Genomic DNA, 26,449 nt, shown 5'->3' on the forward strand with positions numbered 1-26,449 from the left:
ATTATTCTTCTTTAATTAATTTATAACCAAGACCTTTTATGGTAATTAAGATCTTAGGGTCTCTGGGATTATCTTCTAATTTTTCCCGCAGCCTATATATGTGGGTTATTAAGGTATTTTCATAGCCATAAGAATCTTCCCAAATGTTGTCTAAAATTCTGTCAATTGAAACTATTTTATTTATATTTTCAGATAAGTAAGCTAAGATTTTAAATTGTGTGGCTGTTAGGGCAATTTCTTCACCGTTTTTTATAAGTATTCCCTTAGATTTATGAAAAATTACATTTCCTAATTTTATTTTTTCTTGGCTATTAATTTTTTTACTTCTTCTTAAAATTGCATCAATTCTCCAAAGAAGTTCGTCTGGAAAAAAGGGCTTGACTAAATAGTCGTCTGCCCTGTTTTCAAAGCCTTCTCTCCTGTCATCTATTCCATCAAGGGCAGATAAAATTATTACAGCTATATCGGAAGTCTTTCTAACTTCTTTTAATAGGTCAAAGCCACTTCCATCGGGAAGCATTAAGTCTAAAACTATTAAATCAATTTTAAAATTTTTTAGCTTAAATCTCGACTCTTTTAAGTTTTTAGCAGTGTAAACTTTTTTAAAACCCTTATTTTTTAAAAAATTATATAAATTTTCCAATAAGTTTTTTTCGTCATCAACTATTAATATAGAAAAATTTCTTCTAAAATCCATCTAAGCCCCCTCGTTAATCTTATTATACAACACTTTTTCAATCTATTTATTTTTGTGATGTAAAAGTGATCTTGTTTAAACTTTATCTTTATCTGTGAGCTTTATTATATTTTTAGGAGGAATGATTATGAACAAAATCTTAGAAATAAAAAATTTAAAAAAATCATATAATAATAAAAAAGTTTTAGATATTGATTTTTTAGAAATAGAGGAAAAATCTATTTTTGGTTTAATAGGAAAAAATGGAGCTGGTAAATCTACCCTAATGAAACTTATTCTTGGTCTTGTGAAAAAAGACCAGGGTATGATTAAAGTTTTTGGGCAGGAATTAAATTCAAAAAATCAAAAAGATTTCAACAAATTTTTTGGGGCTTTAATTGAAAATCCTTCTTTTTATGACCACTTAACAGGCTATGAAAATTTAGAAATAATTTGTCAGCTAAAGGGAATAAAAAAAGATGAAATTTTAAAAACCCTGGACCTTGTAGGTCTTAACAATTTAGGCAAAAAGAAGGCAAGAGAATTTTCTCTTGGTATGAAACAAAGACTTGGTATAGCTATGGCCTTAATAGGAAATCCAAAGCTTTTAATTTTAGATGAACCTATAAATGGTTTAGACCCTCAGGGAATTGAGGAAATGAGAAATTTATTTAAAAATATTGTAAAAAATACTTCTACAAGTATCTTAATTTCTTCCCACATCCTTGATGAGATAGAAAAAATTTCCACCCATATAGGTATCCTTAAAGCTGGAAAGTTAACCTATAATGGAAGCTTGGAAGAATATAGGAGGCTCCATCCCCCATTTATATCTTTAGTTACATCTGACAATAAAAAAACTCTGAGCCTTTTAAATCTTGATGAAGATAGGCTAAGGGAGAAAAAAATAATCTTAGGTAAAAAGTCCAACCAAGATATTGCAGATATAGTGAACTTTTTACATGGCAAGGTAGATATTTATAGGTTAGAAGAAGAAAAAGAAAGCCTGGAAAAACTATTTATTGAAGAAAGCAGGTCTTAATATGAAAAACTTAGAAAGAAAAAAATATAAAAGACTGGGAATAAATTTTTTAATAATAATAGTTTTTTTTGTTCAGATGCTAATTGTCGCAGGAATTAGTCATTCAAGGTCTTTTTCAGAGGGCAAATATCCCCTTGCTTACATCTTGGATACTTATTTATTTATATCTCTACTGTCAAACCCTATATTAATATCATCTCTTATAAAAAAAGTAATGGAAATTGAAGAAAAAAATAAGATGTGGCAGATGGAAATAATCCTTGGAGAAAAGGTTAATTCTATTCTTCTTAATAAATTTAAAAATTTATCTTTTAAGTTAATTTTATTGCAAATAATTGAAGCCCTAGCTTTTCTTGCCCTAGCAATGAAGTCAGATCATTTCAATATTAATAGTGGAATAATTTTAAGATTTTCACTGGTAAATCTATCGGCTTTAATAATAAATTTATTCTTTTTGGCCTTATTTATGATAATAGAAATGAAAACAAAAAAAGTTTACACACTTTCATTTATTTCTATAATAGGGGGCCTTACAGGAGTGATTACCATGCTCACATCAGAGATTTTATCTTTTATAAATCCCTTTGCTTGGATGGCAAGTCTTTTAAATATTTCTTATGTAAAAGAGTCAGATAAATTTATCCAGGCCTTAAATCCCTTAAATTTTTATACACTAATTATTGCCCTTGGTCTTTTAATAATCAGCCTTATTTATTTAAAGACAATGAAATCTTATAACTTATACAAGGATTAGGAGGAAAAATGTTAAAATTAGAATTTAAAAAAATAAAATTTATAAATATTTTACTAATAAGTCTTATAATACCCCTTCTTGCCAATGCCTTTGGACTTATAAATTATATGGGAAATAAGGAAATTCTAACCCATGAATGGCAAAGTCTATGGACCCAAGTAAGTTTATTTTACTTTTCCTTTTTCTATATTCCCCTAATTGCTATTATAATAGCAAGTCTTTGGTCCCCCGAACACAAGGCAGGGCTTAAATTTATTAGGCTTAGTCCAAAGAAAAATATCTCATTTATAATGGCCAAGTTATTTCTATCTTTTATAATAATAGGCCTTTGTCAAATATATTTTTTGGCCCTATTTTATGCAGGCGGAAAATTTATAGGAAATTTTCAAAGGATAAATTTTAATATTTATGCTTATTATATATTTCTTAGCATATTTCTATCACTTCCTATTATAGGAATTTTTGGAGCTCTTGCTATAAAGATAAGGTCCTTTGGAATTATAGTTCTCCTTTCCAGTATGTTTACAATATTTGGATTTGCTACAGCCTATAAATCCTTAAAAATAATAGGTTTAAGCTTTCTTTCAATTGAAGCTAACAACTTTAGATTTATAAATGCACATGATTTAGGATTATTAACTATTTTTGCACTAGGAGAATTAATAATATCCTTATATTTTTCTAACAAATTTTTAAAATACGAAAATAAGTAAGTTTAAAAGGGGCTTTTAAAGAATTAAATCTTAAAAAGCCTCTTAAATTTTTTAAAAATATACTATAATCTAATATATAAGGAGAGGCTTATGGAAGAAAAAAGAAAACTCAAATTTATTTTTTTAGCTTTTGCACTTTTACTTATTACTGGTGTTATAGGTTATATGATTTTATTAAAGGTAGATTTTATCGATGCCTTATATATGACTGTTATAACCATATCTACTGTAGGTTTTGGTGAAGTTGGCACCACCAGCAATCTGTCTGAAATCTTTTCAATCTTTATGATTTTTTTAGGCGTTGGTATAGTTGGATATGCTTTTACAACGGTGGTTGCTATGTTTGTTGAAGGCAAGGTTTCAGATTTGTGGAAGGGAAGTAAAATGGATAAAAAAATTGCTGCTTTAAATAATCATTACATAATATGCGGATCTGGTGAGTTGGCAGAGGTAATTATAAAAAAATTTATTAATGAAAAACTCGATTTTGTTGTTATAAGTGATAGGCGTGAAGACCTTGAAGATTTTAGCCATCACGATATTTTAGTAGTTGAGGGTCAATCTACTGAGGAAAGTGTCTTGAAACATGCGGGAATTGAAAGGGCTAAGGGTCTTATTGCAACTTTAGATTCTGAAGTGGACAACATAGTAACTGTGCTTACTGCAAGAAATCTTAATAAAAATATTTATATTATTTCAAATGCCCTTACTAAATCAGGTAGCGAAAAGTTATTAAAGGTGGGAGCTGATAAAACTCTATCTGCTGTGGAAATAAGTGGCAAGAGAATGGCTTCTCTTATGATAAAGCCTAATATTATTTCATTTTTAGATGTGGTTACAAAAATCGGAGATGTTGAGCTTGATTTGGAAGAGGTTCTTGTCAAAAGGGGATCTTATTTAGAAAATAAAAATTTAATTGAAGCACAGATTCCTAAAAAAACTGGGCTTATTGTCCTTGCTATAAAGAAAATTGAAGATGGAAAAATGATTTTCAATCCCCCAATTGATTATACTTTTAAAATTGGTGATGTTCTTATTGCTTTAGGAAGAGATGACCAAGTTGATAGTTTGAAAAATTTAGGTGATGAAATAAAATAAGGCTATTTTAAAAATAGCCTTTTTTAGCCTTTATAGTTTTTATTTAATAAACCACAAAGATTTATAGTATTCCATTTTTATATGACTTATTCCGGTGCATTTAATTTGATATTTTCTTCAAAACCTGATGGATCACCATTTTTTGCCTTATCTAAAATTTTATCAAAATACTCTCTTGTAGCATCGTCACACTTTTCTTCTGACATGTAGGGCATCTTCTTTGCTTTCTCCAACTCTTCTAAAGCTTTCTCAGCTCTTCTAGGATCATTTTTATAGGTGTTTAACCACTCCTTTTCCCAAGCTGCTTCCCAATAAATGCTTGCTCTTGTGTTTCCAAAACCCTTTTGATAAACTGAACCATTTTCTTCTTCGTCTATCTCCTTTGGCACATTATAACCTTTTGGCCAATTAAGATTTTTACAAGTTTCAACAAATTCATTTTGAACACCTTTACGAGAAATCATTTCACTTGAATGATCACCTGCATTTGCCTTAACATAAGCGCCTATTCCTAAAGCTAAACAGCCTGCTAATAATATTGACCCTATTTTTCTTTTAATATTTCCTTTCATTTTTCTCTCCTTAATTTTTATTGGATTTATTATGTCATAATAATAGCAAATATTAATTACAAAACCTCTTAATAAAAATTACAAAATTATAAAATAATTTATACAAAGCTAACAGATTTTATAAATTTTTAGGGTCTATAATATGTGGAAATAAGTGGCAAGAGAATGGCTTCTCTTATGATAAAGCCTAATATTATTTCATTTTTAGATGTGGTTACAAAAATCGGAGATGTTGAGCTTGATTTGGAAGAGGTTCTTGTCAAAAGGGGATCCTATTTAGAAAATAAAAATTTAATTGAAGCACAGATTCCTAAAAAAACTGAGCTTATTGTTCTTGCTATAAAGAAAATTGAAGATGGAAAAATGATTTTCAATCCCCCAATTGATTATACTTTTAAAATTGGTGATGTTCTAATTGTTTTAGGAAGAGATGACCAAGTTGATAGTTTGAAAAATTTAGGTGATGAAATAAAATAAGGCTATTTTAAAAATAGCCTTTTTTATATTTTCATTGTAAAAGAAAAAAAGGATATTAATATCAATATCCTTTTTTTTCTTATATAATTTAGGGCTATTTATTTTCTTTAAATGTTTTTAAATTCATCAATACTCCCGTGTGAGGAAGATACTGAACATAAGCTGATACAAACTCATCGTCTGTCCACTTTTCTTTTTCCAGGTCATAAGTTTCAGAGTTTATGCGAAATATTTCAGTGTCACCCTTTTCCGTGTAGCCTATAAGGCTATAAACTATAGAATACTCATAAATATTATCTCGTTCGAATGTTATATAGTTAAGCTTCACGACTTTAGGTGCATTTATATAAGAAAAATCAAAAATCCAAGCTCTTATTAAATAAAAAACTCCAAAAAAAGCGACGATGGCACATATCCACCAAATAATTATAGATCTTGGTTTTTCCTTAATAAAATAGTTAATAGCTAAAACTATAAAAATTACAAGGCTTATAAAAATACGAAACACAATCTCGCAAAAATATCCACTTATGCCTTCTTGATTTTCTCCCATAGAATGGCTGAATATTGCATAAAGAAAACTTATTGCAAATAAAATAAATAAAATAAATAAAAAAATTAAAAAAATAAAGACTATTTTTCTTTTGACCGGTATATTTCTTATATTTTTCATTTTATCTTCCCTTAGATATATTTTTCATTTTTATTTTAAATACAATCCCTATTTTTATATGATTCAAAGTCTTTTTTATCTTTAAGTTTTAACAAATAAGTACAATAAAAAACAGCAACAAATATTGTAGCAATTATATAGATCCCCTCAAAAGTTTGATTGTTCTTAGAAAATTTAGAAAAAGCATCTATCATTCCATGGGCAAAAATACATGGTAAAAGACTTTTACTTTTATAGAAAATAATTGTAAACATAAAACCCCAAGCCAGGGCAAAAAATATTTGAGAGATTGTTTCTAAATCCCTTTGTCCGGCAAATAAGTTTATAATGTGGCCCATACCAAATGTAATTGCCACGATTGTAATAGATTTTGCTGGTCCATCCTTTTTTAAAATTGCCTTAAAAAGAAAACCTCTGAAAATTACTTCCTCAATGTATCCAATCAAAAACATGGATAAAACTGAAAAAACCTGATAAATCCCACTGTAAGATAAATGTAAACCTCCCCAGAGGTTACCTGTGGTAAGAACCCATACAGGGATAAAATATAAATATCTTGCTCTATTTTTAGGATATTTATTAAGGCCGTATTTTTCTTCCAAATGATGTTTTTTTATAAAGATCCCAATTGCTCCAGCAATCAAAGCGAGACTTATGAGCATAATAATACTTTGGTCCCCAAACTTATCTCGAATGAAAACAGATACAGTGCAATATATTATTACCCAAACAAGTCCAAAATAAATTTCATTTTTTTTATATAAACTATACATTTTTTCCTCTTTATGTAAATTTTAAAAATTTTAATTTCATGCCTTTATCTTATCTTTTTTACAATTTTATCTTTAAATTATATAAGTAGTGTAAAATTAAAATTAAATTTCTGTAGATTTTTAAAAAATCCCCTACTTAAAATAGGCAGGCATGATAAAAATACTTTTATCATGCCCGCCTGTTTTCTTTTATTGTTTCTATTATTTATTATATTCTTTAATAATTAAATTTTTACTTGTCGTAAACAAAGCTTGTTTCATTAACTTCAAACCATGTTTCATCTCTTTCATTTTCTTTACGTTCATAAGTGTGACCATTAGTCGCTTCTACTACAGGATAGTATGCCCAGTGGGCCTTATCCATGTCCCTATAGTTTATAATTTTGTTTAAGTTGTGATCTACAAAATCTTCATCTGCAAAGCGATTTAACATACGATTTGTAATTGACACTATTTCTGCACGGGTAATCGGTTGGTCAGGTTTAAAACTTCCGTCAGGATAACCGGAAATCCATCCTGCTTCTGCTGCCTTTTGAATTACATCATAAGCCCAGTGATCTTTAGAAACATCTGTAAAATTTTTGTTTCCTCCACTGAGATTTGCAAATCTTGTAGCCATTGCTGCAAATTCTCCACGAGTAATGTTTGCATATGGTCTGAAATTCCCATCTGGATATCCCTTAATCATGTTTAATTTGCTCATATAACTTATAGCTGTAACAGACCAAAGGTCATCTGAAACATCCTTGTAGTTTCTACTATATATTATTCCCTTTTGAGGTCTTTCATTTAAAAGTCTCGAAAACATAACCGCCACTTCTTGACGGGACATTTGCCTATCCGGTCTAAAGGTTTGATCTTTGTAGCCTATCATATATTGTGCATGATCTTTTTTATTCAATAAGGGTGTATCTACTGACTTTATAAGGAAATAACCATTTCCCGATTTGTCGTGTTTTTTTGGTTCGTCAGGTTTTTTAATTTGTTCTTCCCATTGAGCATAAAGAGTTATATCACTTTCTATGACAGTGTCGAGTGTAAATGATGATGTTCCTTTACCGTCTTTTTGAGTATTCCAGCCCTTAAAAGTATATCCTTTTCTTACAGGATCAGCAGGAAAATCTTTCCCTAATTTACTTTTTTCAAGTACTAGGAATGCAGCATGAATCGGTTCTTCAGTTTCATAGTTCTTATCAAAAATAACCTTGCGAAATATTATTAAGTTAACATCATCATTGTTCAATGGGTGATTGTATTTTGTACCCGGATGAGAAGTAGACATATACAAAAGTTTTACAAATTCATCCTTCGTACTCGGTGGAGTAAAGGTTTGAAATGCCTTGTTATTTCTAAAGACCGTCGTGGCATCGGTGTTGATGTTATAGTAGTAATCTTTAGCTGTCGGAGGTTGTACAAGTGGCCCTGTAGATCCATCATCGTATTCTGGCATATAAGCATGAAGATTACTGTAAATGGCTCCGCCATGGCCCAATTCACCTGTAGCTTCATTGCCGTCAAAAACAGTGCCCTTGATTACTTTTAAAAGGCCGTGGGTTTCATCAACGGAAATGGCACCGCCAGATTTGTCTGCCTTATTTCTTGTAAATGTACAACCGTCTAGTGTAACAACTCCCTTTTCATCTAAAGCGGTATTAATATAAATGGCTCCGCCGTGACCGTTGTTTTCGTGTGTGCCGTCTGGCAAGATGGATGGTTCTGACTTTATAGCTTCATTTCCTTCAAAGGTGGATTTTTCTATAGTCATGGTATTACTTGTCCAGATGCCGCCGCCGTAGTAGGCTTTGTTTTCTTTAAACTCAGCATTTTTAAAGTTTAGGCTGCCGTTTTCTTTAATTAAGCATACTCCTCCACCAGATAGGGCTTCGTTTTTATATAGCTTCACGCCGTCAATGGTAAGGGTTTCGCCAACAGGTAAGTTGGAGTAGATACCGCCACCGTATTGTGCGATATTTTCTCTAATTACTATGCCGCCTATCTTTGCCTTAGGCGATCTAAGACGGATGCCGCCACCGTAGTTGGCTTTGTTCTTCTCAATGGTTCCTGAAATTAAATCACAGGAAGGAGTTGTACCCCACGGATAAAAACCGCCACCAGTATAAGCTTCGTTTTCTGAAATAATTCCGTTCCCTTCCATAATGAAATTGCTGTTAAATACTGCTGTTATTCCTCCACCGTATCTTCCTTGATTTTTAGATACTTGTCCTCCGGTAAGCTTGACAACTGAATTACCTGCACAATAAATTCCTCCGCCTGCATAAGACGCGGAGTTTCCATTGATTTCTCCGCCGGTGATTTCCAGGTTCGTATTTTTTCCTGTGAAAATACCGCCACCACTATTAGCCATATTATTGTGGATTTTGCCACCATTAATTATGCCTTTACCTTGTAAAACAATTGCTCCTCCGAAGCCTGAGTCAGAAGAAACCTTGTTACCAGTAATCTCTCCGCCCTTGATGGTCAATGTTCTGGTCCCAATATAAGAAATGGCACCGCCAGCTTGTATGGCCTCGTTATTTCTTATAATGCCGCCATTAATTGTGACATCCCCTGCTTCTTGACAATAAATAGCACCGCCTGTTTTGGCCCCATCGTTCGGATCAACTTTCCCATTTTGTAAGATGGCACCGTCATTGATCGTTAGACTTACAGGAAGTGGTTCCGTTGATTCCATCCAAAATATACGTTTTTGATTGTTTCCGTCGATAATAATATCTTCTACGGTTAGATGAGCCCCGTTGACAACGCCGAGCATCATAGTGTGATTTGTATTATTTGCTTTGATTGTTCTTTTGCTTGCCTTGTCCTTACTCCTAAGGGTCACCTCGCCATAGGGCCAGCCAAACTGACTGTACTCAGTTAATTCAATATCCTTATTCACTTGAAGGACAAAATTGTATTTCCTTCCCTCCTTTGTAAGGTCGTACATTTTGTCGATTGCTTGTTTTATGGTGTCGTAGTCATCGACCTTTACCCCATCTTTAAAAAGAGTGATTGCCTTTTCCTCTTGAGGATTGCCGCCCATTAAATACATTTCTTTTTTTATTTCTTTTGAATTTAGTAACAAAGCCTTATCTTCATTTAACTCCCTATTACTCACTTCAATATTATCACTTGTCGTATTTGCATATTTATCAGCTTCCTTATTCTTTATGCTGTCATCAATTGCAAAAACACTATTAAAACTGCATGATAAAAATATTAACAAAGCAACAATGGTTAATCTTATAATTTTAAAACTTCTTTTCTTAATTATATTCATGTCTCTACCTCCCTTGCTCTTATTATACCATGTAATATAAGTTTTATTTAAATATATGCCTTTTAACTCCATTGATATAGAATTGTTTTCTAAACCCTTATATATTTATAGCGTAAAATTTAAGGCAATTTTTGTATATCAGTCGGACCTATAGATTTCTGAAAAAACCTTGATTAATATTTGTGACATGAAACTTCATAAATCATGCAATAATATCCAGCATCTCTTATAATTAATTGGCGTTCTTTCTTAAGCTCTTATAAATCTCAGACATAAATATTCCAAGGACTTCCTTTTGTGCGTCTGGATGGTCTAATAGGTAACCAAAGAAGCCTTGATTTTGTCCCAAACCTTCAATTAAAGCATTCTCTACATTGGAAAAATAAGAAAACTTAAAGTCATTTTCAGAGTTGTTCTTTGCAGATGTTTTAAGTTCATCAGACTTCATCATAATATCTCTAATTTGCATAGCAGCTTTTGTTGCCACATCCACATCATACTTAGAACCAGTTTTTGCATTAATTTCAGCAATAATTTCTGAAAGGCGTTCTTTTTTTTCATCTCCTATATCAATAGGATCAGCTATAGGAAGTTTCACTATAGGGTTTGATGCCTGTTTTTCATCCTTATGGGTTTGGCCTTTAAGCTGTACAAAGTTATCAGCCTTTACCTTGTCTTTAATGTCCATCCCCATACTCTCTCCTGGCGTTAAAAGGTTTAGTAGATAAGAAATATAAATATAGTATTTATGAACATCCACATCTTCAAAACAAGACACCTGGATTAAATATTCATAAAATCTTTTGAAATTTTTTAACTTAGCAATAAATTCTTTTTGATCCTTTTCAGGATATCTATCAAGCTCAAGCTTTGCCTTTTTTATTTTAAGTTGTAGAGACGAAGCTTCCTTAGATGTTATATTTCCCTTCCTCTTCTTAAATACAATTTCGTTAACCTCGTCCACATAGATCGGATCTATAATATCGTAAGCTTCAATACTCGTAAGGAGATCTTTTATCTTATTTGCCGTTAAGTCGCTTGCTAAAAGAGTTGTTGTGTAATATGGAGCAAAAGCATTTTTAATATCCTCATAATCATTGGTAAAGTCTAAAACAAATACAGTTTTATTAAATGGTGGACACACCCTGTTAAGTCTTGATAGGGTCTGTACCGCATTTACACCCCTTAATCTCTTAATAATATACATGGCTGAAAGTTTCTTTTGGTCAAAACCTGTTTGGTATTTATTAGCCACAATCATAACATTATAGGCTTCCGAATCAAAAGCATCTGGCACCCTATCCTCGCTCATTTGATTCATTCCAACCTCTGTGTAGATCTTTTCATCACCATCTAAGCTTACCTTGCCTGAAAAGGCTACAAGGGCATGAATATTATCATAACCTTGACTATTAACATATTTTTCAAAAGCCTTGGCGTATTTTACTGCTGCAGCCCTTGAGGAAGTTACCACCATGGCTTTAGCTTGATTCTTTAAGTTATGCATAACATTGTTTTTAAAATGTTCAATAATAATTTGAACCCTTTGGCTAATGTTAGTGTCATGAAGTTCTACAAATCTTGCAATTTGTCTTTTCGCCTCAGAGGTTTTAAGTTCTGGGTCGTCCTTAATTTCTTTATTTATCCTATACATAGTCTTGTAGGTTGTGTAGTTTTGAAGGACATCTAATATAAAACCTTCTTCAATAGCTTGTTTCATTGAATATAGGTGAAAAGCTTCGTAATTTCCATTTTTATTAAGCCTACCAAACATTCTAAGGGTAGTTGCCTTTGGAGTTGCTGTGAAGGCAAACATAGAAACATTAGCTTGCTTACCAGACCTTTTAATTTGGTCTATGATAAAATCATCTTCATCTTCAAATTCATCGTCCTCAGAGCCTAAAGCTTGCGTTACCGCCTGCATATTTTTGCCAGCTGTAGAAGAGTGAGCTTCATCAATAATTACTGCAAAATTCTTATTTTTTAAATTTTTAAGTTCATCCACAATATATGGGAACTTTTGAATCGTTGTTGCAATAATCTTTGTGTTACCTTCAAGAGCCGCCTTTAAATCTTGGGAAGAACAAGAATTGTCCATAACCTTAATAAGACCCACAGCATGGTCTAAAGTCATTACAGCCTTTTGAAGTTGCCTATCCACTACCAGTCTATCCGTTACAATGATGGTAGTGTCATAAATAACCCTATTGTCTGAATCATGTAGGGATACAAGTCTATGAGCAAGCCAGGCAATAGAATTTGTCTTTCCAGATCCAGCTGAATGTTGAATCAAATAATTTTGGCTTGTCTTATTTACCTTAACATCTGCTAATAATTTTCTTATTAAATCCAATTGATGAAATCTTGGAAAGATGACCGTTTCTTTTATCTTGGTCTTGCCATCCTCATCCTCTTCCTCTTTTCTTTCAATGAAAATGAATTTATTGATTAAATCCAGAATAGAATCTTTCTTTAAAACCTCTTCCCACATATAGGAAACAGGAAGCCCATCTTTGTTTTCAGGGTTTCCCTTGCCTGTATAGATTCCCTCTCCTCTACCCTTATTAAAAGGCAAGAAAAAAGTCTTTGCCCAATCAAGTTTTGTAGTCATCATAACCACACTTGTATCCATGGCAAAACATACAAAACAACCTGCCTTCCATAGGAAGAGTCTGGACTTTGGATCTCTTTCTTCTGTGTATTGTTTAATAGCGTCCTCAATATTCTGACCGCTAAATTCACTTTTTAATTCAAAAGCAATAATAGCAAGGCCATTTAAGAAAATAATTAGGTCAACCCTCTCTTTTTCCTTGGGATAAACCTCCTGCATAACAGAAAAAATATTATTTTCATATTTTTCCACCAAGTCTTTGTTGTAGTCTGTGGCAGGCTTTGTATACATGAGAGTAATTTTCTTATTAGATATTTCAACCCCATTTTTAAGGACATCAATTAAGGAAGAACCCTTTTTAGTAATTTCTCCATTGATAAAATTGACTAAGGTTTCTCTTAAGTCGTTTTTATAGATGGCTTTTAGTTCCAGCATAGTGTCCTCTTGAGTCTTGTATAGAAATTCAAAAAGAAGGTCAATGTCCATGGCATAAGCCCTATTAAAGGAGGTGTTTTTTCTCTCTATAAATCCATTTTCTTTCACTAAGTGATTTACAAAATCTCTTTGATATTCAAACTTTTCATCATATACAGACTTGAGCATTATAGGACCTCCTTTTTACCAGTTACATACTCATAAATAAGTGACTTTTTATATTCTTCCAAGACTTCTAATTGTTTTTGTTTAGCTGTTATAGCTTCATCAATTGATTTTGTTTTTTTGTCTAAGTAATCTACAATTTTATTTTGTTCATTTATACTGGCACATGGAATTGGCAAACCCATCAGACTTGATGTTGATAATTCCATGAAAGTAGTTCCATTACCCAAAAAATTTAAAACTTCATTCTTGGTAAGTAAATAATAAAACAGTAGTTTATAATTAAGTTTTTCCCTGTTACAAACTATACTTTTAATACCTTGATTTGTGCACAATTCAGTTTTAGCAATCGCAACCGTTCCTATAGGTGCTCTTGTTGATAAAAGAATGGTGTTTATTGGCACCATGTTTGTTCCACATGAGTGATATCCTTCTTTAGTTATTTTCTTTAGTGAATCTGTAATAATTTTATTGTCAAACAAATCTTTAGGGGTTATCCACTTAATGTCTCCATCCCAATAATTTATTTTCCCTGTATTAGGGGTAGAACCGTTTAATATTGTAGCTAGATACTTAACTTTAAAAATCTCCCAATGCTTCGGTATCTCTCCAATCCACTCAATCCCAGAATCCTTCATTTTTACATTTTTATCCAAACCTTTTGTTACAGCCTCGGTGATAAGGGATTTTTTGTAGTCTTCTAAGGTTTGAATTTCCTTCACTATTGTAGATTTTATATTTTCAATTTGTTCAGTTTTTTTGTTTAAATAGTTGGAGATTTTCACTTGTTCGCTTAAGCTAGGTTGTAATATTTTGAAATTTGACACGTTTATAGCAGAAAGATTTGCCGCACAAGATCCTGTTGTTAGATTTAAAACCTCCATAACCTTAATATCTGACTGCATTATATAATTTAAAAAATCCGCATCTATATTTATAGGCCTAATAAGCATGAGAGATGACGCAATGGTACCTTTTTCTAAACTTTTATTTATTGAGCAATTTCCCACACTTCCTCTAAGACAAAATACAATATCATTAATTTGTATCTTAGCTCCATTTAAAACATTTAACCTTTCATTAGTGATGAATTTGCTGATGCTTTTATCAATATCTAAATAATATCCGTGAATATTATTTGATGTTAGAAAATAAACACCTTCATCCACCAAATCGTTTCCACTAGGATAATTCTTTCCTCTATCTCCATTATGGAAACTTGCTAATTGTTTTAACTTTGTAACTTCCCACTCCTCAGGTATCTCACCAATCCACTCAATGCCAGAGTCTTTCATTTTTCTTGTCATACTAGTCCTCCTCAAAAAGTTCTTTTACTTTTTGATTTACTAAGTCTTCTAATTCTAAAAACTCTTTGGCAAGTTCTTCTGATGGTCTTGGAGCTTGGTACTTATAAAAATACCTTGTAAATGGTATTTCAGCTCCTGTTTTAATCTTTGGTGTTTTAAGATTTAGGTCTTCTTCAAAGAGGGCTTTAGCATCAGGTATATGGGGTAGCACTTCTCTTTTCATATACTCATCAATATCTTCTCTTATGTTTACAATTTCTGTGTCTTTGGTAGATGTGTCATAAACAACATTACCTTTTTTATCTCTTTCAATTTCTGCTTCTTTATCCATAAGAGATAGACCGTCAAGGACTTTGTTAAATAGGGCCTTTGTAAGGGGAATATCTTTTAAGAGCTTTTCAACAAGGGGTTCAAAGTCATCTTTTGACATATATTTTTTGTCTGAAATGTTATTTTTTAAGATTTCAAAGATTTTTTCATAGTATGCTTTATTTTCTTGGTATTTTTTTAAGTTTGTTTTTTCTGGTTTTTTAAGTTTTTCTCCAATCTCTTCTTTATCTAATAATTCAGCATGTTTTGCTGGGTCATAGAAAGTGTTAAGAGCTCCTGATCCTTCAAGCTTTTCAATTCTTTCTTCGTTAATGGCATAGGACCTTTGCATTGGCTGCATTACAGTATATTCTTTATAGATAAATTCTTCATTTGGATAAATTTGACAAAGGTCATTTTCTTTAAAGTTTGCATAAAGCTCTGTTATTTTTTTTCGGTCCTCTCCTGTAAATTCTCTTCTCTTATTACCTAAAGATTTTCTTAAGGGATGATAAATTTCACTTGCGTCAATTAATTGGATCTTGCCTTTTCTTTCTTCTCTCTTGTTTTTAGATAGAATCCAGATGTAACTAGCAATGCCAGTGTTGTAGAAGAGGTCTGTTGGCATAGCGATTATTGCTTCTATTAAATCATTTTCTAAAAGCCATCTTCTTATTTGGCTTTCTCCTGAAGCTGTTCCTCCATTAAAAAGTGGCGAACCATTTGTAATAATAGCAGCTCTTCCTAATTTATCTTCCATTTTGTTAACTGCTGATTGCATAAAGAGAAGTTGTGAATCTCCTCCTGCTGGAAGTCCCGCTGGCCATCTTGACCTTTCACCTTTAGCATATTCTTCCATTACAGCCGCCTCTTGCCCTGCTTTAGCATCAGCACCTTTCCAAGGTGTTCCAAAGGGTGGGTTTTCTAATAAGAACCTCATCTTTGTATCTCTAAAGCAATCTTCTTTTAAGGTGTCAGCATGTCTAAAGTTGGTTGCATCTTGGTCTTTAATTAGCATTTCTGCAAGGCCTACGGCGTAAGATTGGCCCATAAATTCTTGACCGAATAGTCTTATATCAGCAGTTTCATTTAGGCCCTTAATGTGGCTGTATACCGTTGTTAACATACCCCCTGTTCCGCAAGCTTGATCCAAAATAGTTATGACCTTGCCTTCGTCATAAACATCATCGCAGCCTTCTGCTGTTAAGATGGAAACCATAACACGAATAATATCTCTACCGGTGTAAAATTGTCCAGCGTCTACATTTTGGTAAAATCTGCCAATTAAGTTTTCAAAGATATAGCCCATTTTTATGGAATCGAAGCTATGTTCATATAGATCTAATTCAGAAAAAGCTTTAACTACATTAAAAAGACAATTTTCTTTATTCATCTTATCAATGTGACTATCTATATTTAGTTCGTTTAGGATGTCTCTTACATTTGAAGAGAAACCTTCTAAGTAAGCTTTGAAATTAAAAGCAAGGTTATCTGGTTCGTTACAAAGTTCTTTAAGATTGTAATACGAAGTGTTATAAAATTGTTTCCCAGAAACTCTATACATGGCTCTTACAGGATAGTTTTTATCTTTTTCATATGTAGCAACTACCTTATTTTTTGTAGGCTCAAGGACGCATTCAAACCTTCTTATAATAGTCATTGGAATGATAACATCCCCATACTTATCAGGCATATATGCACCTCTAAGTTTATTAGCAATGCCCCATATAAAGTTGGCTTCGTTTGTAATATCTACTGAAGCATCTTCCAATATTTCCTTAGAGAGTAAATTTTCCTTCACTATTTGTCCTCCTCAATTATTTTCTTTCTATCATTGTTTTTTAATTCATTCCAAATCCAATCTTCTATTGCTCCAGAAACTGATGTATGTTTTTCTTTTGCATATTCTTTTATTTTTTCATGAGATTTTTGGGTGAGGGAAATTGTCACTTTCTTTTTGTTTTCTTTTTCCATGTTTGCACCTCTAAATAATATTTATTTTATACATACTTGTTATGTATAATTATACACCTAGTCTTTTAAATAATGTTAGCTTTCATATCCTAAGCTTTTCTTATTTTTTAAGAGGACTTTTGGAAATAAAAACCCCAGAGCTTAATCTGAGGTTTTTTGTTACAATTTACTTTTTATTTTCTTTTCTTAACTAGTGTTTTAGTAGTTCAATAATTTCATCTTGTGCAACTCTTCCTTCTCTAAAAAATCTCAATAAGGGATAGCAGTGGCACATTCCTTTGCCCACAATAATTTCATATGGGACCTGATATTTTTCCATTGCTTTTTTAAATTCGTCCGCAAAGGCATAGAGGCATTCATTTTCGCCGTAATAAAAATATGTTTTCGGGAAGTCGGTAAAATCTCCTACTGTTCCGTCAAGCATATACTCAGGCAGGTCTTTATCACCTTTTGCAATTTCTCTTGCCGTTTTAAAATATGTAGGTTCAATCATTATGTCTTTGTGGTTAAGGGCATTCATTTTTTCCCAAATCTCTTTATTTTCTTTGAGAGTTACATCGGGAATCCCTCCTGGTGAAACTGAAATAATTTTGCCGGCCATTGGAAGTGGTCTAGCTAAGGCATTATTATGTAGAAAAATTCCAAGAGCCAGGCAGGCTCCTGATGAAAATCCGAGGACACTTATGTTTTTTGCCTTATAAGTTTCAGTCATAAACCTATAGGTTTCAAATGATACTTCATAGGTCTTATCTATCTTTACATCTTCCGAGCAAAGGGGATAGAATAAAAACCAGACGTCTTTACCTGTTTGTTCCATTATTCTCTCTGATAGAGAAAAGTCTAACCTATCGGGTCCTGTTATCATTCCTCCGCCGAAGAAATAGAGGACCGCTCCCTCTGCAGGACTCTTATTTTTTTGATAAGAGATAAGCCTGTAACCCATAAGATCTCTGTCAATAAGAAGGAAAAATACCATTTGACAGAATAAAGAGATTGGCGCATCATTTCCTGAATGGTTTCTGGTGGAATTTTTTTCTCACTTGCTATATAAGGAGCAATAAAAGCAAGGGCGAACATCTCATTGTATGCCATAGGATTGTCCTTGCCTATATCATCTGCTTCTTCTATTAATTTTCGATAAATTATTTTGCTCTTTTTAATAATTTCTGATGCATATGCTTTATCATACTTCTCTATAAGAACTTTTTTCATTGAACCTTTAAATAATAAGAAATAAAAACCTTTATATTTCATCTTGCATACCCCCATCAATTTTCTAAAATTTTTTATTTTAATTTAAATATAAAAAAGACGATAGTTTTCTATCGCCTTTGTAAATATTTTGATTAAATTTTTTTCCGCAAGATAAAATATGTTAAGATACTTTTTTCGCAATCAGAACACCAATCGGCGCAAGTCCTCCATGCACCAACTTCATTTCAACTACTGAAAATCCATATTCATGGGTAAAATCCTTAAATTGCTTTTTATCCCATTCTTGGTACATCTTAAATCCAAAAATAGATATAAGAGTCTTTATAATATTTCTTTGTTTTCCCTCTTTCCATAGAAAGGTAGGCGCAAACAAAGTCCCATTAGGTTTTAAGACCCTATGTATTTCTTTCATTGCACGGTCTGGATTTGGCATAATATGAAGTGCATTAGCGATCAGCACACAATCAAATTCTTCATCCGCAAAAGATAGTGACCTTGCATCGGCTACTTCAAACGTGAGGTTTTCATATTTTCCATGCTTTTTCGCTTCCATAATCATTTGCTCGGAAAAATCTGTGCCAATCCAACTTTTAGTGTACTTTGAAAGACTAAAGGAAAATTGCCCTGAACCACAAGCGAGTTCGAGAACATCCATGTCTTTATTTAAATGAGGACGAATATATTCGCAAACTTTATCATAAGCTCCTTTATCTTTTTTCATAAAAGGAGCATACAGCTTCGCAAATCTATCCCAAAATTTTTTATTGCTTTTATCATTCACTTTCACCACTCCCTCTAAATAAACTACTTTACCGATATTTATATAACCTTTATTATTCATCTGCTCTTGATAATATTATACCAAATATATTGTTGATATTAGTTATTATAATTTTATATCCTTTCCATTTTTTGTACTAAAAAAGACGATAGATTATTATTTCTACCGTCTTTAAATATCCAAGTAATTTTCTATTTATGATTTTCTTTTAAAAAAGCATCAATAGTTTTTCTTGATTCATTTCTTGCTTCTTCATTGCCTTCACTTGATCCACCTGTTGCAATTCTAGCTTTTCCTAAATTTATAATACCATTGCCAGCAAATATATGGCCTGCTCCTTTATAAGAATAAATCCTTGCCTTAGGGTTTTGTGCTTTTATTTTATTGGCCATGGCCAGGCTATCCCACATCAAATCATCCTCACCCACAATCATTAATATATTTGCCTTAACATCTTTGACTGGTATTAGTTTTTCTTGCCTATCTGAGTCTTTTTCTATTGCACTGTTATAAGTTTCTTTAAAGCTAATAGGACTTTTAATAAGGGCTGGTCCAATAATATTTTTTAAAAATGACTTAAATGATGATTTTTTAATATCTATATATGGAAGCTCCTTTCCTTTATATGTCCATGATGAACCATAATCTTTAAAATCTAAACCAGCAAAATTATAAGATGAAGGTGCTATTAAAATCAAATTATCTATTTCATGATATTTACTAGCTAAATTAAGGGCATATTCTGCACCTTTTGACGCTCCCAAAATACTTATTGGTTTCTTGTCTTTTATATTTTTATTTATATAACTTATAAGGTCTTCAAATTGTTCTAAGGGAATTTTTCTCAAAGTCTGTTCTTGATTCTTCATGCCAAACATAAATAAGGCAAAAGTTTCATAACCCTCTTCTGCCAATCTTTTAGCAGTTTCAAAATTTGGACCTCCATCAGAACCTCCAAAACAAATTACAAGGCCCTTATGTGATTTTCCCTTAGGCACAAATCTAAATCCTTGCATCCTACCCTCATCTACATAAGTTACATCAACTCCATCAATGTCTGTAGGATATAGACTTATGTCAGTAACATCCTTATAATATTCAGGAAATTTCAAAGCATTGTTATCTTTATACTTATGGTCATTATATATTCTAAGAATAAAAACTAAAACTACTAAAATAATAGCAATTGAAAAAATTCTAAAAAATATTTTCTTCATTTTATCTCCTTCCTTTAAAATAAAAAAGACTACAGAATTATTATTTTCTATCGTCTGAAGTTTTTAGCTTAGTCGTTTGTTTTCCGTAAGCATATCTATTTAACACTTTTCCAGTAAAACATTTCTTGCCTTCTCTTCTGTATCGTCTTTTTCATCATAGGCATCATAGGGTGCTTTGGAGTCATGGACTTTGGGTTTCCTTTTTAACCCATCGCAGATCTCATCTGTATGTGCAAAAGCAAAATCTATATCATCAGTCCAACCTGTATGACCTGTTATAATTTTTAACTTTAAATTTCTCTTTCTAAGTGTTTCCTCTAACTTTTTAAGAGATTTAATTTGTAATTTTTTATCTTCTGCAAGAATGTTCAAAAATGCGTAGCCACCATCTGCTCCAAACCAAATCGTGTCTCCTGTAAACAAATATGCATCATCAATCAGATAGACAAGATGTCCCCAAGTATGCCCTGGTACAAGAAATGCTTCTATCTTAATATTCCCTATATAAAAAACCTGCCCATCATCAACTAACACTTTTTTATTTTCTATGTGAACTTGTGGCAGTTTAACTAATCCACCAAATACTTTACGCTTTTTACGACCTTCTAAATATTCATTTTCGATCTTCCCAATATATATAGTGGACTCGCTAAACAGTCCATCACTGCCTTTTTCAATAGCTCCCACATGGTCTGTGTCTTGGTGGGTAATTAAAATTTCCTCAATATCTTTCGGATCTATATCAAGCCACTTCATTTTTTCTGCTAATCTATCATAATTATAACCTGCGTCTATCATAATCGTGTAATCGTCTTTTTTATAAAAATAAATATTGGCAACATATTCTCTAATACAACTTACTCTCTCATCAATATGCCCTGTATTTAATGGCTTAAATATTTCTTTCCCGCGAAACAGTAAAGACATGACTTTTTCTTGCATTTTAGATTCTATTTTTGACATAAATCCTTGCCCCATGCTTCTTTCCTAAAATTGCATTTTTATTGATACTCATCCTTGTATTCTTCATTTTCCTTATCTCTTTTTATTTCACATTCACATTATTAAATTGGATACTCTAAGCAGTACACCAACTATTTGTTTTTTGAGTTTTAAACTTTAGTAAAAGTCTTGAACTCCTTATATTTACATAACTATTTGCCTCTATCACTATTGTGACGCGAAATCCATAAGTTGGCACCTATTTTTAAAATAGGTGAATTAATATTTTTAGAATTTATGGTAGAAACAAGCGGAATCTTCCAAATCCCAAGCACCTTCTTTTACATAAAAATTATAGGCTCGCGAATTTTTTAAAGTAGTAAAAAATGCACCACTTATACCTCTTTGCTTCAATTGTTTTATACTCGTTTGGTAAAGTTCTTTTGCTAAACCAGTCCCTCTATATTTTTCAGAAACAAAAAACTCATCAATGTAAAATGTTGATTCAGTAGAATATCTTCTTATGTGACCAATTATTGCACCAATTATTTTATTTCTATCAACAATCACATTGCCAAAAAATTTAGTGAAACCTAAAATATCGCTTAAGGATTCCAAGGCTGTTTCTTCTGTCCACTTATTATTCCAAGGTGGAGCATTATAGACAGCTACCATTAACTTTGCTAATTCTTCTAAATCTGATCTTAAAATTTTTCGAATTTCTATATTAATCACTTCCATATCAATCACTTCCTTATTTTTTTCTAATCCATGGTATTACTCTATTTACTTCTTTTAAATATATTTCATATTCTTTGCCAAATTCATTTTTTAACCATTTTTCTTCTGTGTTTTTCATTAATATTGTTAAGAAAGCCCAAAAGACAAAGGGAAGTATTAATAAAATATAGTTTGCTGTAAATAAAAGTAGGCCTGTGAATATAAATATAAATGCTGAATAAACAGGATTTCTTACTAGGGCGTACACTCCCTTTGTTATCAATTTATTTTCTTTAACTTTTTTATTTATCTTCTGAACCATAACTGCTTGTATCCATAAATATATGCCTAAAAGGATTAAGACTATGCCCCCTATAATAAAAACTATTTTTCCCTCTCTTAGTTCTCCTTGATATAAATATCCTTTAAGATGAAAGCATATCCCCCCTATTGTAAGAATTAAACAAGTAATGACATATATAGGTCCAACTCCAAAAACTGGCATTTTAAATTCTTTGTATTTCATTTTGTACCCGACTAGTGTTTTAGTAGTTCAATAATTTCATCTTGTGCAACTCTACCTTCTCTAAAAAATCTCAATAAGGGATAGCAGTGGCACATTCCTTTGCCCACAATGATTTCATATGGGACGTGATATTTTTCCATTGCTTTTTTAAATTCGTCCGCAAAGGCATAGAGGCATTCATTTTCGCCGTAATAAAAATATGTTTTCGGGAAGTCGGTAAAATCTCCTACTGTTCCGTCTAACATATACTCAGGCAGGTCTTTATCCCCTTTTGTAATTTCTCTTGCCGTTTTAAAATATGTAGGTTCAATCATTATGTCTTTGTGGTTAAGGGCATTCATTTTTTCCCAAATCTCTTTATTTTCTTTGAGAGTTACATCGGGAATCCCTCCTGGTGAAACTGAAATAATTTTGCCGGCCATTGGAAGTGGTCTAGCTAAGGCATTATTATGTAGAAAAATTCCAAGTGATAGGCAGGCTCCTGATGAAAATCCGAGGACACTTATGTTTTTTGCCTTATAAGTTTCAGTCATCAGCCTATAGGTTTCAAAACAAACTTCATAGGTCTTATCCACCTTTACATCTTCCGAACAAAGGGGATAGAATAAAAACCAGACGTCTTTACCTGTTTGTTCCATTATTCTTTCCGACAATTTAAAATCCCATTTGTCGGGCTGGGTAATCATTCCTCCGCCGAAGAAATAGAGGACCGCTCCCTCTGCAGGACTCTTATTTTTTTGATAAGAGATAAGCCTGTAACCCATAAGATCTCTATCTATGAGATGATATTTTTTTCTCTCGGCTCTCTTTCTTGCCTTATCTAAATCAAATACATGCTTTGCATTTTGTCCCTTTGCATACTCGAGAATCTCTTCCTTGTTCTTTAAAAACATTTTTTTGACGCCTGCAAGTCTTACTATTGTCGATGCAATTTTATATGTAACGCTCATTTCACACCTCCATTAATAATCATTTATAAGTTTTTACCAATACTTATTCTATAACTGGGCTTCATTCTCTATCGCCTGTAATAAAATAATCACAACAATCTGCTCCATTTGCTATAGTATTTTTTCTGTGAAGTATACCATGCTCAAGACTTATCATAAGCTCATCAAGTTCGCAGAGTAGTGGCATTAATTCATCTACCCCCAGCTTCTTTGTGTAAGCACAAATAGGGCAACGAGTAATTCTATAATAACAAGCACCCTCATAGGGTTGTCCCTCAAAATCAATTTTAAAGGACGTGGGATAGAGCTTTTCTTTTTCCTCTGTATACCACTTGTAATACTTAAGAATAATTTTCTTATTGGCCTCTTTCCCCCTCTTAGTATTGAGATTAACCAAGGAAAAATACCATTTGACAGAATAAAGAGATTGGCGCATCATTTCCTGAATGGTTTCTGGCGGAATCTTTTTCTCACTTGCTATATATGGAGCAATAAAGGCAAGGGCGAACATCTCATTGTATGCCATGGGATTGTCCTTGCCTATATCATCTGCTTCTTCTATTAATTTTCGATAAATTATTTTGCTCTTTTTAATAATTTCTGAAGCATATGCTTTATCATACTTCTCTATAAGAACTTTTTTCATTGAACCTTTAAATAATAAGAAATAAAAACCTTTGTATTTCATCTTACATACCCCATCAATTTTCTAAAATTTTTTATTTTAATTTAAATACAAGTTTATTTTCTTCCAATTAAAAGAGTTGAGCCATGAAGCCCTAACAATAGAGATTCTTTGTGATCCATAAAAAGACCCCCTGTTGTATCAATTAATTGCACATCTTCGTAGCCGTCTTTTTTCAGCTTTTCAATGAATTTATTCATATCTCCATATCTTGACTTGCTCATCAAATCATGAATAACAAAAACTCCACCTTTTTTAAGTACACGAAATGTTTCCAGTAAAAGTTTTTGTTTGTTTTGCCCTGAAATATTGTGATAAACATAGTTGCTTGTCACCGCATCAAAACTTTGGTCTTCAAAGGGAAGATTCACTGCATTCCCTTCTTCAAATCTCACATTTTCTATTTCCTCTAATTTTGCATTATTTTCACAGAGCGCTTTAGAGAATTCTCTTTTATATGAACCTTTCCATATGTCACAGCCCACCATGGTTGCTTTTGGATTTTTCTTTGCACAAGCTATGGTAAGTGCCCCGCTACCACATCCTACATCTAAGCCCAGACCACCATCTGGAATCTTTACATAGTCGGCAGTCCCCTCTATTATAACTTTGGCAAGCTTTCTTTTTCCATTGAAATCAAAAGCCCTATGTAGTACTCTCATCCAGATTGCAAAGAAAGTAAGTTTCAGCGTAGCATATCCGAAAATAATGCCACAGATGAGACGAGCTCTTCCGGTAAATACAAGATCACTGATACCAAAGGCTATAAATAGAATAAAAGCTGCAAGACTTGCAAATATTAATTTCTTTAGCAAGCTTTCAGGAACCCAGTTTTTGTAGTCAGCTTTTATTTTCTTGTCATCAATAAAATCTAATTGTTTCATAAAATTTCTCCTGTAAATAATTCATTTTATTAATTCATATTAGTATAGTGCATTAATAAGGTTAGGTAGTAAATAAAATATATTATGTTAAACCAGCCTCCGCGAATGATCATATGGACTCCCTTTGGCAATCTTTCAGCAAGAGGAGTAAAAATTATAAGAAATATAGGTGTAAATAAGGCTTGCCATCTTGGAAATACTGTGAGTCCAAATAAAATTATCAATGCTATTGCTATGTTTGCTAAAGCCATAATAGAAAAAACTATTTTTGCTTGGAGTTTTAAAAATTTTAAAAATTCATCAAAAGCTCCTTTGTTTTCGTGCCTTGATAAAAGACCTAAGTAGGCACATTGAATGTGATAAGTGCCCCCTAATATCATGCCAAAAATATTTATTAAAAATACAAACCAAGCAAGATTTAAATACTCTTCTTGTATGCTCAAAACAATATGATAAAATCCAATACAATATATAAAGGCACATATTGGACCTAAAAGACCACCAATATATAATCTTTTTATGCTGACATTTTTCATTATGCCAATAATACTATTTATAGTATCCTTGCCATCGTAATCCTTTGAATCATAATATAGGGTCATATCTCCCAAAAACATCAAAAATGAACCAAAAAGACCTATCAATATACTCTTGTATAAAGTCACAATTAAACACCTTCTTTCCCTTAGATGATATTAGTTCTCGCTTTAATTATAACATCAATTTTTGATAAATGTTTTTGCTTTTTTTTTATTATTTATCTAACATAGTTCTGTCCATATTGTTACAGCAAAACTTTTTTCATAGGATGCTTAAATAGATTGAAATAAAAGCTGTGATATTTCATATTTTATCCATTACCTTTCTCTTATCTATTTTCTTGCAATGAATACGACTTGTTTTTTTCTATCTAAATAATACTCAAATTTAAAGCCTAATTTTTCAAGCATCTTTGATAAGTCGTCTGGTGTGTATACTTCCATATCTATAATATTAGATATTTTTCTTACATCTCTTCTTTCCTTAGACGATGCTTCATTACATATTAAAAACTGTCCGCCTTTTTTCAGCACACGATAAATTTCTTTAAAGCATTCTTCTATGTCATTCCAAAAATAAATAGTTTCAAAAGCTGTGACAATATCCATAGATTCATCTTTAAAAGGAAGGCTCTTCACATCTCCCACTGAGATTTGGCATCTTCCAGCCTTTATTGCTTCTTTATTTATCTCACTTGCCATTTTTATACTTGCTTCTGAGTGATCAAGGCCGTAAACTTTTTTTGCTTTAGTTAAAAAATATTCTATGTTGGCTCCACCGCCGCATCCTAAATCTAAAACAGTATATTCTTTTTCAATTTTTATGTAAGACCTTCCCCACTTTGCTAATTTTTCATGGCCTTTATTCATGCTCTTTAAAATAAATCTGCCTCCAAAATTGTCTTTTGGATTTTTAAAATTTTCTAAAAAACTCTTAAACATTTACTCCTCCAACTGAAACTAATTCTCATCTACATTATATCATTTTTCATTTTTTAATTTATCGTTTTTAGGACAAAAAAACATTTTTTAAAAATTATAAGCCACCTATCATAAATAAATTAACTTGTATCATTTTCACATATTATTGCCTATCAAGTGCCATGATTGTAGCAATAACCCATCAATCTT

24 protein-coding genes and 2 pseudogenes are annotated in these 26,449 nt (G+C 32.0%); 5 read left to right on the plus strand and 21 right to left on the minus strand.

Annotated elements, in window-relative coordinates; translation table 11 throughout:
• Window position 1 precedes the first annotated feature (1 nt).
• Window positions 2-697: a response regulator transcription factor gene (locus tag J2S72_RS04570; protein WP_307495065.1), complete on the minus strand. Its 696-nt coding sequence runs from the start codon at window positions 695-697 to the stop codon at window positions 2-4.
• A 127-nt stretch (window positions 698-824) separates the two neighbouring features.
• Between J2S72_RS04570 and J2S72_RS04575 the strand changes: the two genes are divergently transcribed.
• The 4 genes from J2S72_RS04575 (at window position 825) to J2S72_RS04590 (ending at window position 4,283) form a co-directional block, all read left to right on the plus strand.
• A complete protein-coding gene (locus J2S72_RS04575; RefSeq protein ID WP_023056207.1) occupies window positions 825-1,718 on the plus strand; it encodes an ABC transporter ATP-binding protein in 894 nt (297 codons plus the stop codon).
• 1 nt (window position 1,719) lies between these two features.
• Entirely contained in the window at window positions 1,720-2,472 is a 753-nt protein-coding gene (locus J2S72_RS04580) for an ABC-2 transporter permease family protein (RefSeq protein ID WP_307495067.1), read from the plus strand.
• Window positions 2,473-2,480: 8 nt separating this feature from the next.
• Window positions 2,481-3,185: an ABC transporter permease gene (locus J2S72_RS04585; protein ID WP_307495068.1), complete on the plus strand. Its 705-nt coding sequence runs from the start codon at window positions 2,481-2,483 to the stop codon at window positions 3,183-3,185.
• 90 nt (window positions 3,186-3,275) lie between these two features.
• On the plus strand, window positions 3,276-4,283 hold the full coding sequence (locus J2S72_RS04590) for a potassium channel family protein (protein ID WP_307495070.1): 1,008 nt from the start codon (window positions 3,276-3,278) through the stop codon (window positions 4,281-4,283).
• An 86-nt stretch (window positions 4,284-4,369) separates the two neighbouring features.
• Here J2S72_RS04590 and J2S72_RS04595 read toward each other — a convergent pair whose 3' ends face one another.
• Entirely contained in the window at window positions 4,370-4,855 is a 486-nt protein-coding gene (locus tag J2S72_RS04595; RefSeq protein WP_023056209.1) for a hypothetical protein, read from the minus strand.
• A 144-nt stretch (window positions 4,856-4,999) separates the two neighbouring features.
• Between J2S72_RS04595 and J2S72_RS04600 the strand changes: the two are divergent.
• Window positions 5,000-5,332, plus strand: a pseudogene (locus J2S72_RS04600) (cation:proton antiporter regulatory subunit); the annotation flags it as partial.
• Between the two features lie 94 nt (window positions 5,333-5,426).
• Here J2S72_RS04600 and J2S72_RS04605 read toward each other — a convergent pair.
• The 19 genes and pseudogenes from J2S72_RS04605 to J2S72_RS04695 form a co-directional block, all read right to left on the minus strand.
• A complete protein-coding gene (locus tag J2S72_RS04605; RefSeq protein WP_023056156.1) occupies window positions 5,427-6,005 on the minus strand; it encodes a hypothetical protein in 579 nt (192 codons plus the stop codon).
• Window positions 6,006-6,040: 35 nt separating this feature from the next.
• Window positions 6,041-6,778, minus strand: a complete 738-nt coding sequence (locus tag J2S72_RS04610; protein ID WP_023056147.1) for a CPBP family intramembrane glutamic endopeptidase — start codon at window positions 6,776-6,778, stop codon at window positions 6,041-6,043.
• A gap of 232 nt (window positions 6,779-7,010) precedes the next feature.
• Window positions 7,011-10,058: an S-layer homology domain-containing protein gene (locus J2S72_RS04615; RefSeq protein ID WP_023056168.1), complete on the minus strand. Its 3,048-nt coding sequence runs from the start codon at window positions 10,056-10,058 to the stop codon at window positions 7,011-7,013.
• 232 nt (window positions 10,059-10,290) lie between these two features.
• On the minus strand, window positions 10,291-13,272 hold the full coding sequence (locus J2S72_RS04620; RefSeq protein WP_023056134.1) for a type I restriction endonuclease subunit R: 2,982 nt from the start codon (window positions 13,270-13,272) through the stop codon (window positions 10,291-10,293).
• Window positions 13,272-14,576, minus strand: coding sequence for a restriction endonuclease subunit S (locus J2S72_RS04625; protein WP_023056164.1), 1,305 nt, complete (start codon window positions 14,574-14,576; stop codon window positions 13,272-13,274). The genes J2S72_RS04620 and J2S72_RS04625 overlap by 1 nt, the downstream gene beginning before the upstream one ends.
• Before the next feature lies 1 nt (window position 14,577).
• On the minus strand, window positions 14,578-16,686 hold the full coding sequence (locus J2S72_RS04630) for a type I restriction-modification system subunit M (protein WP_307495071.1): 2,109 nt from the start codon (window positions 16,684-16,686) through the stop codon (window positions 14,578-14,580).
• Window positions 16,686-16,859, minus strand: a complete 174-nt coding sequence (locus J2S72_RS04635; protein ID WP_023056192.1) for a DUF6364 family protein — start codon at window positions 16,857-16,859, stop codon at window positions 16,686-16,688. The genes J2S72_RS04630 and J2S72_RS04635 overlap by 1 nt, the downstream gene beginning before the upstream one ends.
• 190 nt (window positions 16,860-17,049) lie before the next feature.
• Complete coding sequence (locus J2S72_RS04640) at window positions 17,050-17,802, minus strand: alpha/beta hydrolase (protein WP_307495072.1); 753 nt, start codon at window positions 17,800-17,802, stop codon at window positions 17,050-17,052.
• Between the two features lie 20 nt (window positions 17,803-17,822).
• Window positions 17,823-18,113, minus strand: a pseudogene (locus J2S72_RS04645) (L-2-amino-thiazoline-4-carboxylic acid hydrolase); the annotation flags it as partial.
• Window positions 18,114-18,234: 121 nt separating this feature from the next.
• Window positions 18,235-18,915, minus strand: coding sequence for a class I SAM-dependent methyltransferase (locus tag J2S72_RS04650; protein WP_442417714.1), 681 nt, complete (start codon window positions 18,913-18,915; stop codon window positions 18,235-18,237).
• A 131-nt stretch (window positions 18,916-19,046) separates the two neighbouring features.
• Complete coding sequence (locus J2S72_RS04655; RefSeq protein WP_307495073.1) at window positions 19,047-20,072, minus strand: acyl-CoA thioester hydrolase/BAAT C-terminal domain-containing protein; 1,026 nt, start codon at window positions 20,070-20,072, stop codon at window positions 19,047-19,049.
• 99 nt (window positions 20,073-20,171) lie between these two features.
• Window positions 20,172-21,035, minus strand: a complete 864-nt coding sequence (locus tag J2S72_RS04660) for an MBL fold metallo-hydrolase (RefSeq protein WP_307495074.1) — start codon at window positions 21,033-21,035, stop codon at window positions 20,172-20,174.
• A gap of 267 nt (window positions 21,036-21,302) precedes the next feature.
• Complete coding sequence (locus tag J2S72_RS04665) at window positions 21,303-21,755, minus strand: GNAT family N-acetyltransferase (RefSeq protein WP_307495075.1); 453 nt, start codon at window positions 21,753-21,755, stop codon at window positions 21,303-21,305.
• 13 nt (window positions 21,756-21,768) lie between these two features.
• On the minus strand, window positions 21,769-22,260 hold the full coding sequence (locus J2S72_RS04670) for a methyltransferase family protein (protein WP_307495076.1): 492 nt from the start codon (window positions 22,258-22,260) through the stop codon (window positions 21,769-21,771).
• Window positions 22,261-22,271: 11 nt separating this feature from the next.
• Entirely contained in the window at window positions 22,272-23,210 is a 939-nt protein-coding gene (locus J2S72_RS04675) for an alpha/beta hydrolase (RefSeq protein WP_307495077.1), read from the minus strand.
• A gap of 61 nt (window positions 23,211-23,271) precedes the next feature.
• On the minus strand, window positions 23,272-23,898 hold the full coding sequence (locus tag J2S72_RS04680) for an L-2-amino-thiazoline-4-carboxylic acid hydrolase (RefSeq protein ID WP_307495078.1): 627 nt from the start codon (window positions 23,896-23,898) through the stop codon (window positions 23,272-23,274).
• A gap of 53 nt (window positions 23,899-23,951) precedes the next feature.
• Entirely contained in the window at window positions 23,952-24,779 is an 828-nt protein-coding gene (locus tag J2S72_RS04685) for a class I SAM-dependent methyltransferase (protein ID WP_307495079.1), read from the minus strand.
• 29 nt (window positions 24,780-24,808) lie between these two features.
• Window positions 24,809-25,444, minus strand: coding sequence for a DUF6796 family protein (locus J2S72_RS04690; protein WP_307495080.1), 636 nt, complete (start codon window positions 25,442-25,444; stop codon window positions 24,809-24,811).
• Between the two features lie 207 nt (window positions 25,445-25,651).
• On the minus strand, window positions 25,652-26,260 hold the full coding sequence (locus J2S72_RS04695) for a class I SAM-dependent methyltransferase (RefSeq protein ID WP_023056166.1): 609 nt from the start codon (window positions 26,258-26,260) through the stop codon (window positions 25,652-25,654).
• Between the last annotated feature and the right edge of the window lie 189 nt (window positions 26,261-26,449).

Origin of the sequence: Peptoniphilus koenoeneniae, from assembly GCF_030812875.1 — a bacterium.
GTDB classification, from domain to species: Bacteria; Bacillota; Clostridia; order Tissierellales; family Peptoniphilaceae; genus Peptoniphilus_B; species Peptoniphilus_B koenoeneniae.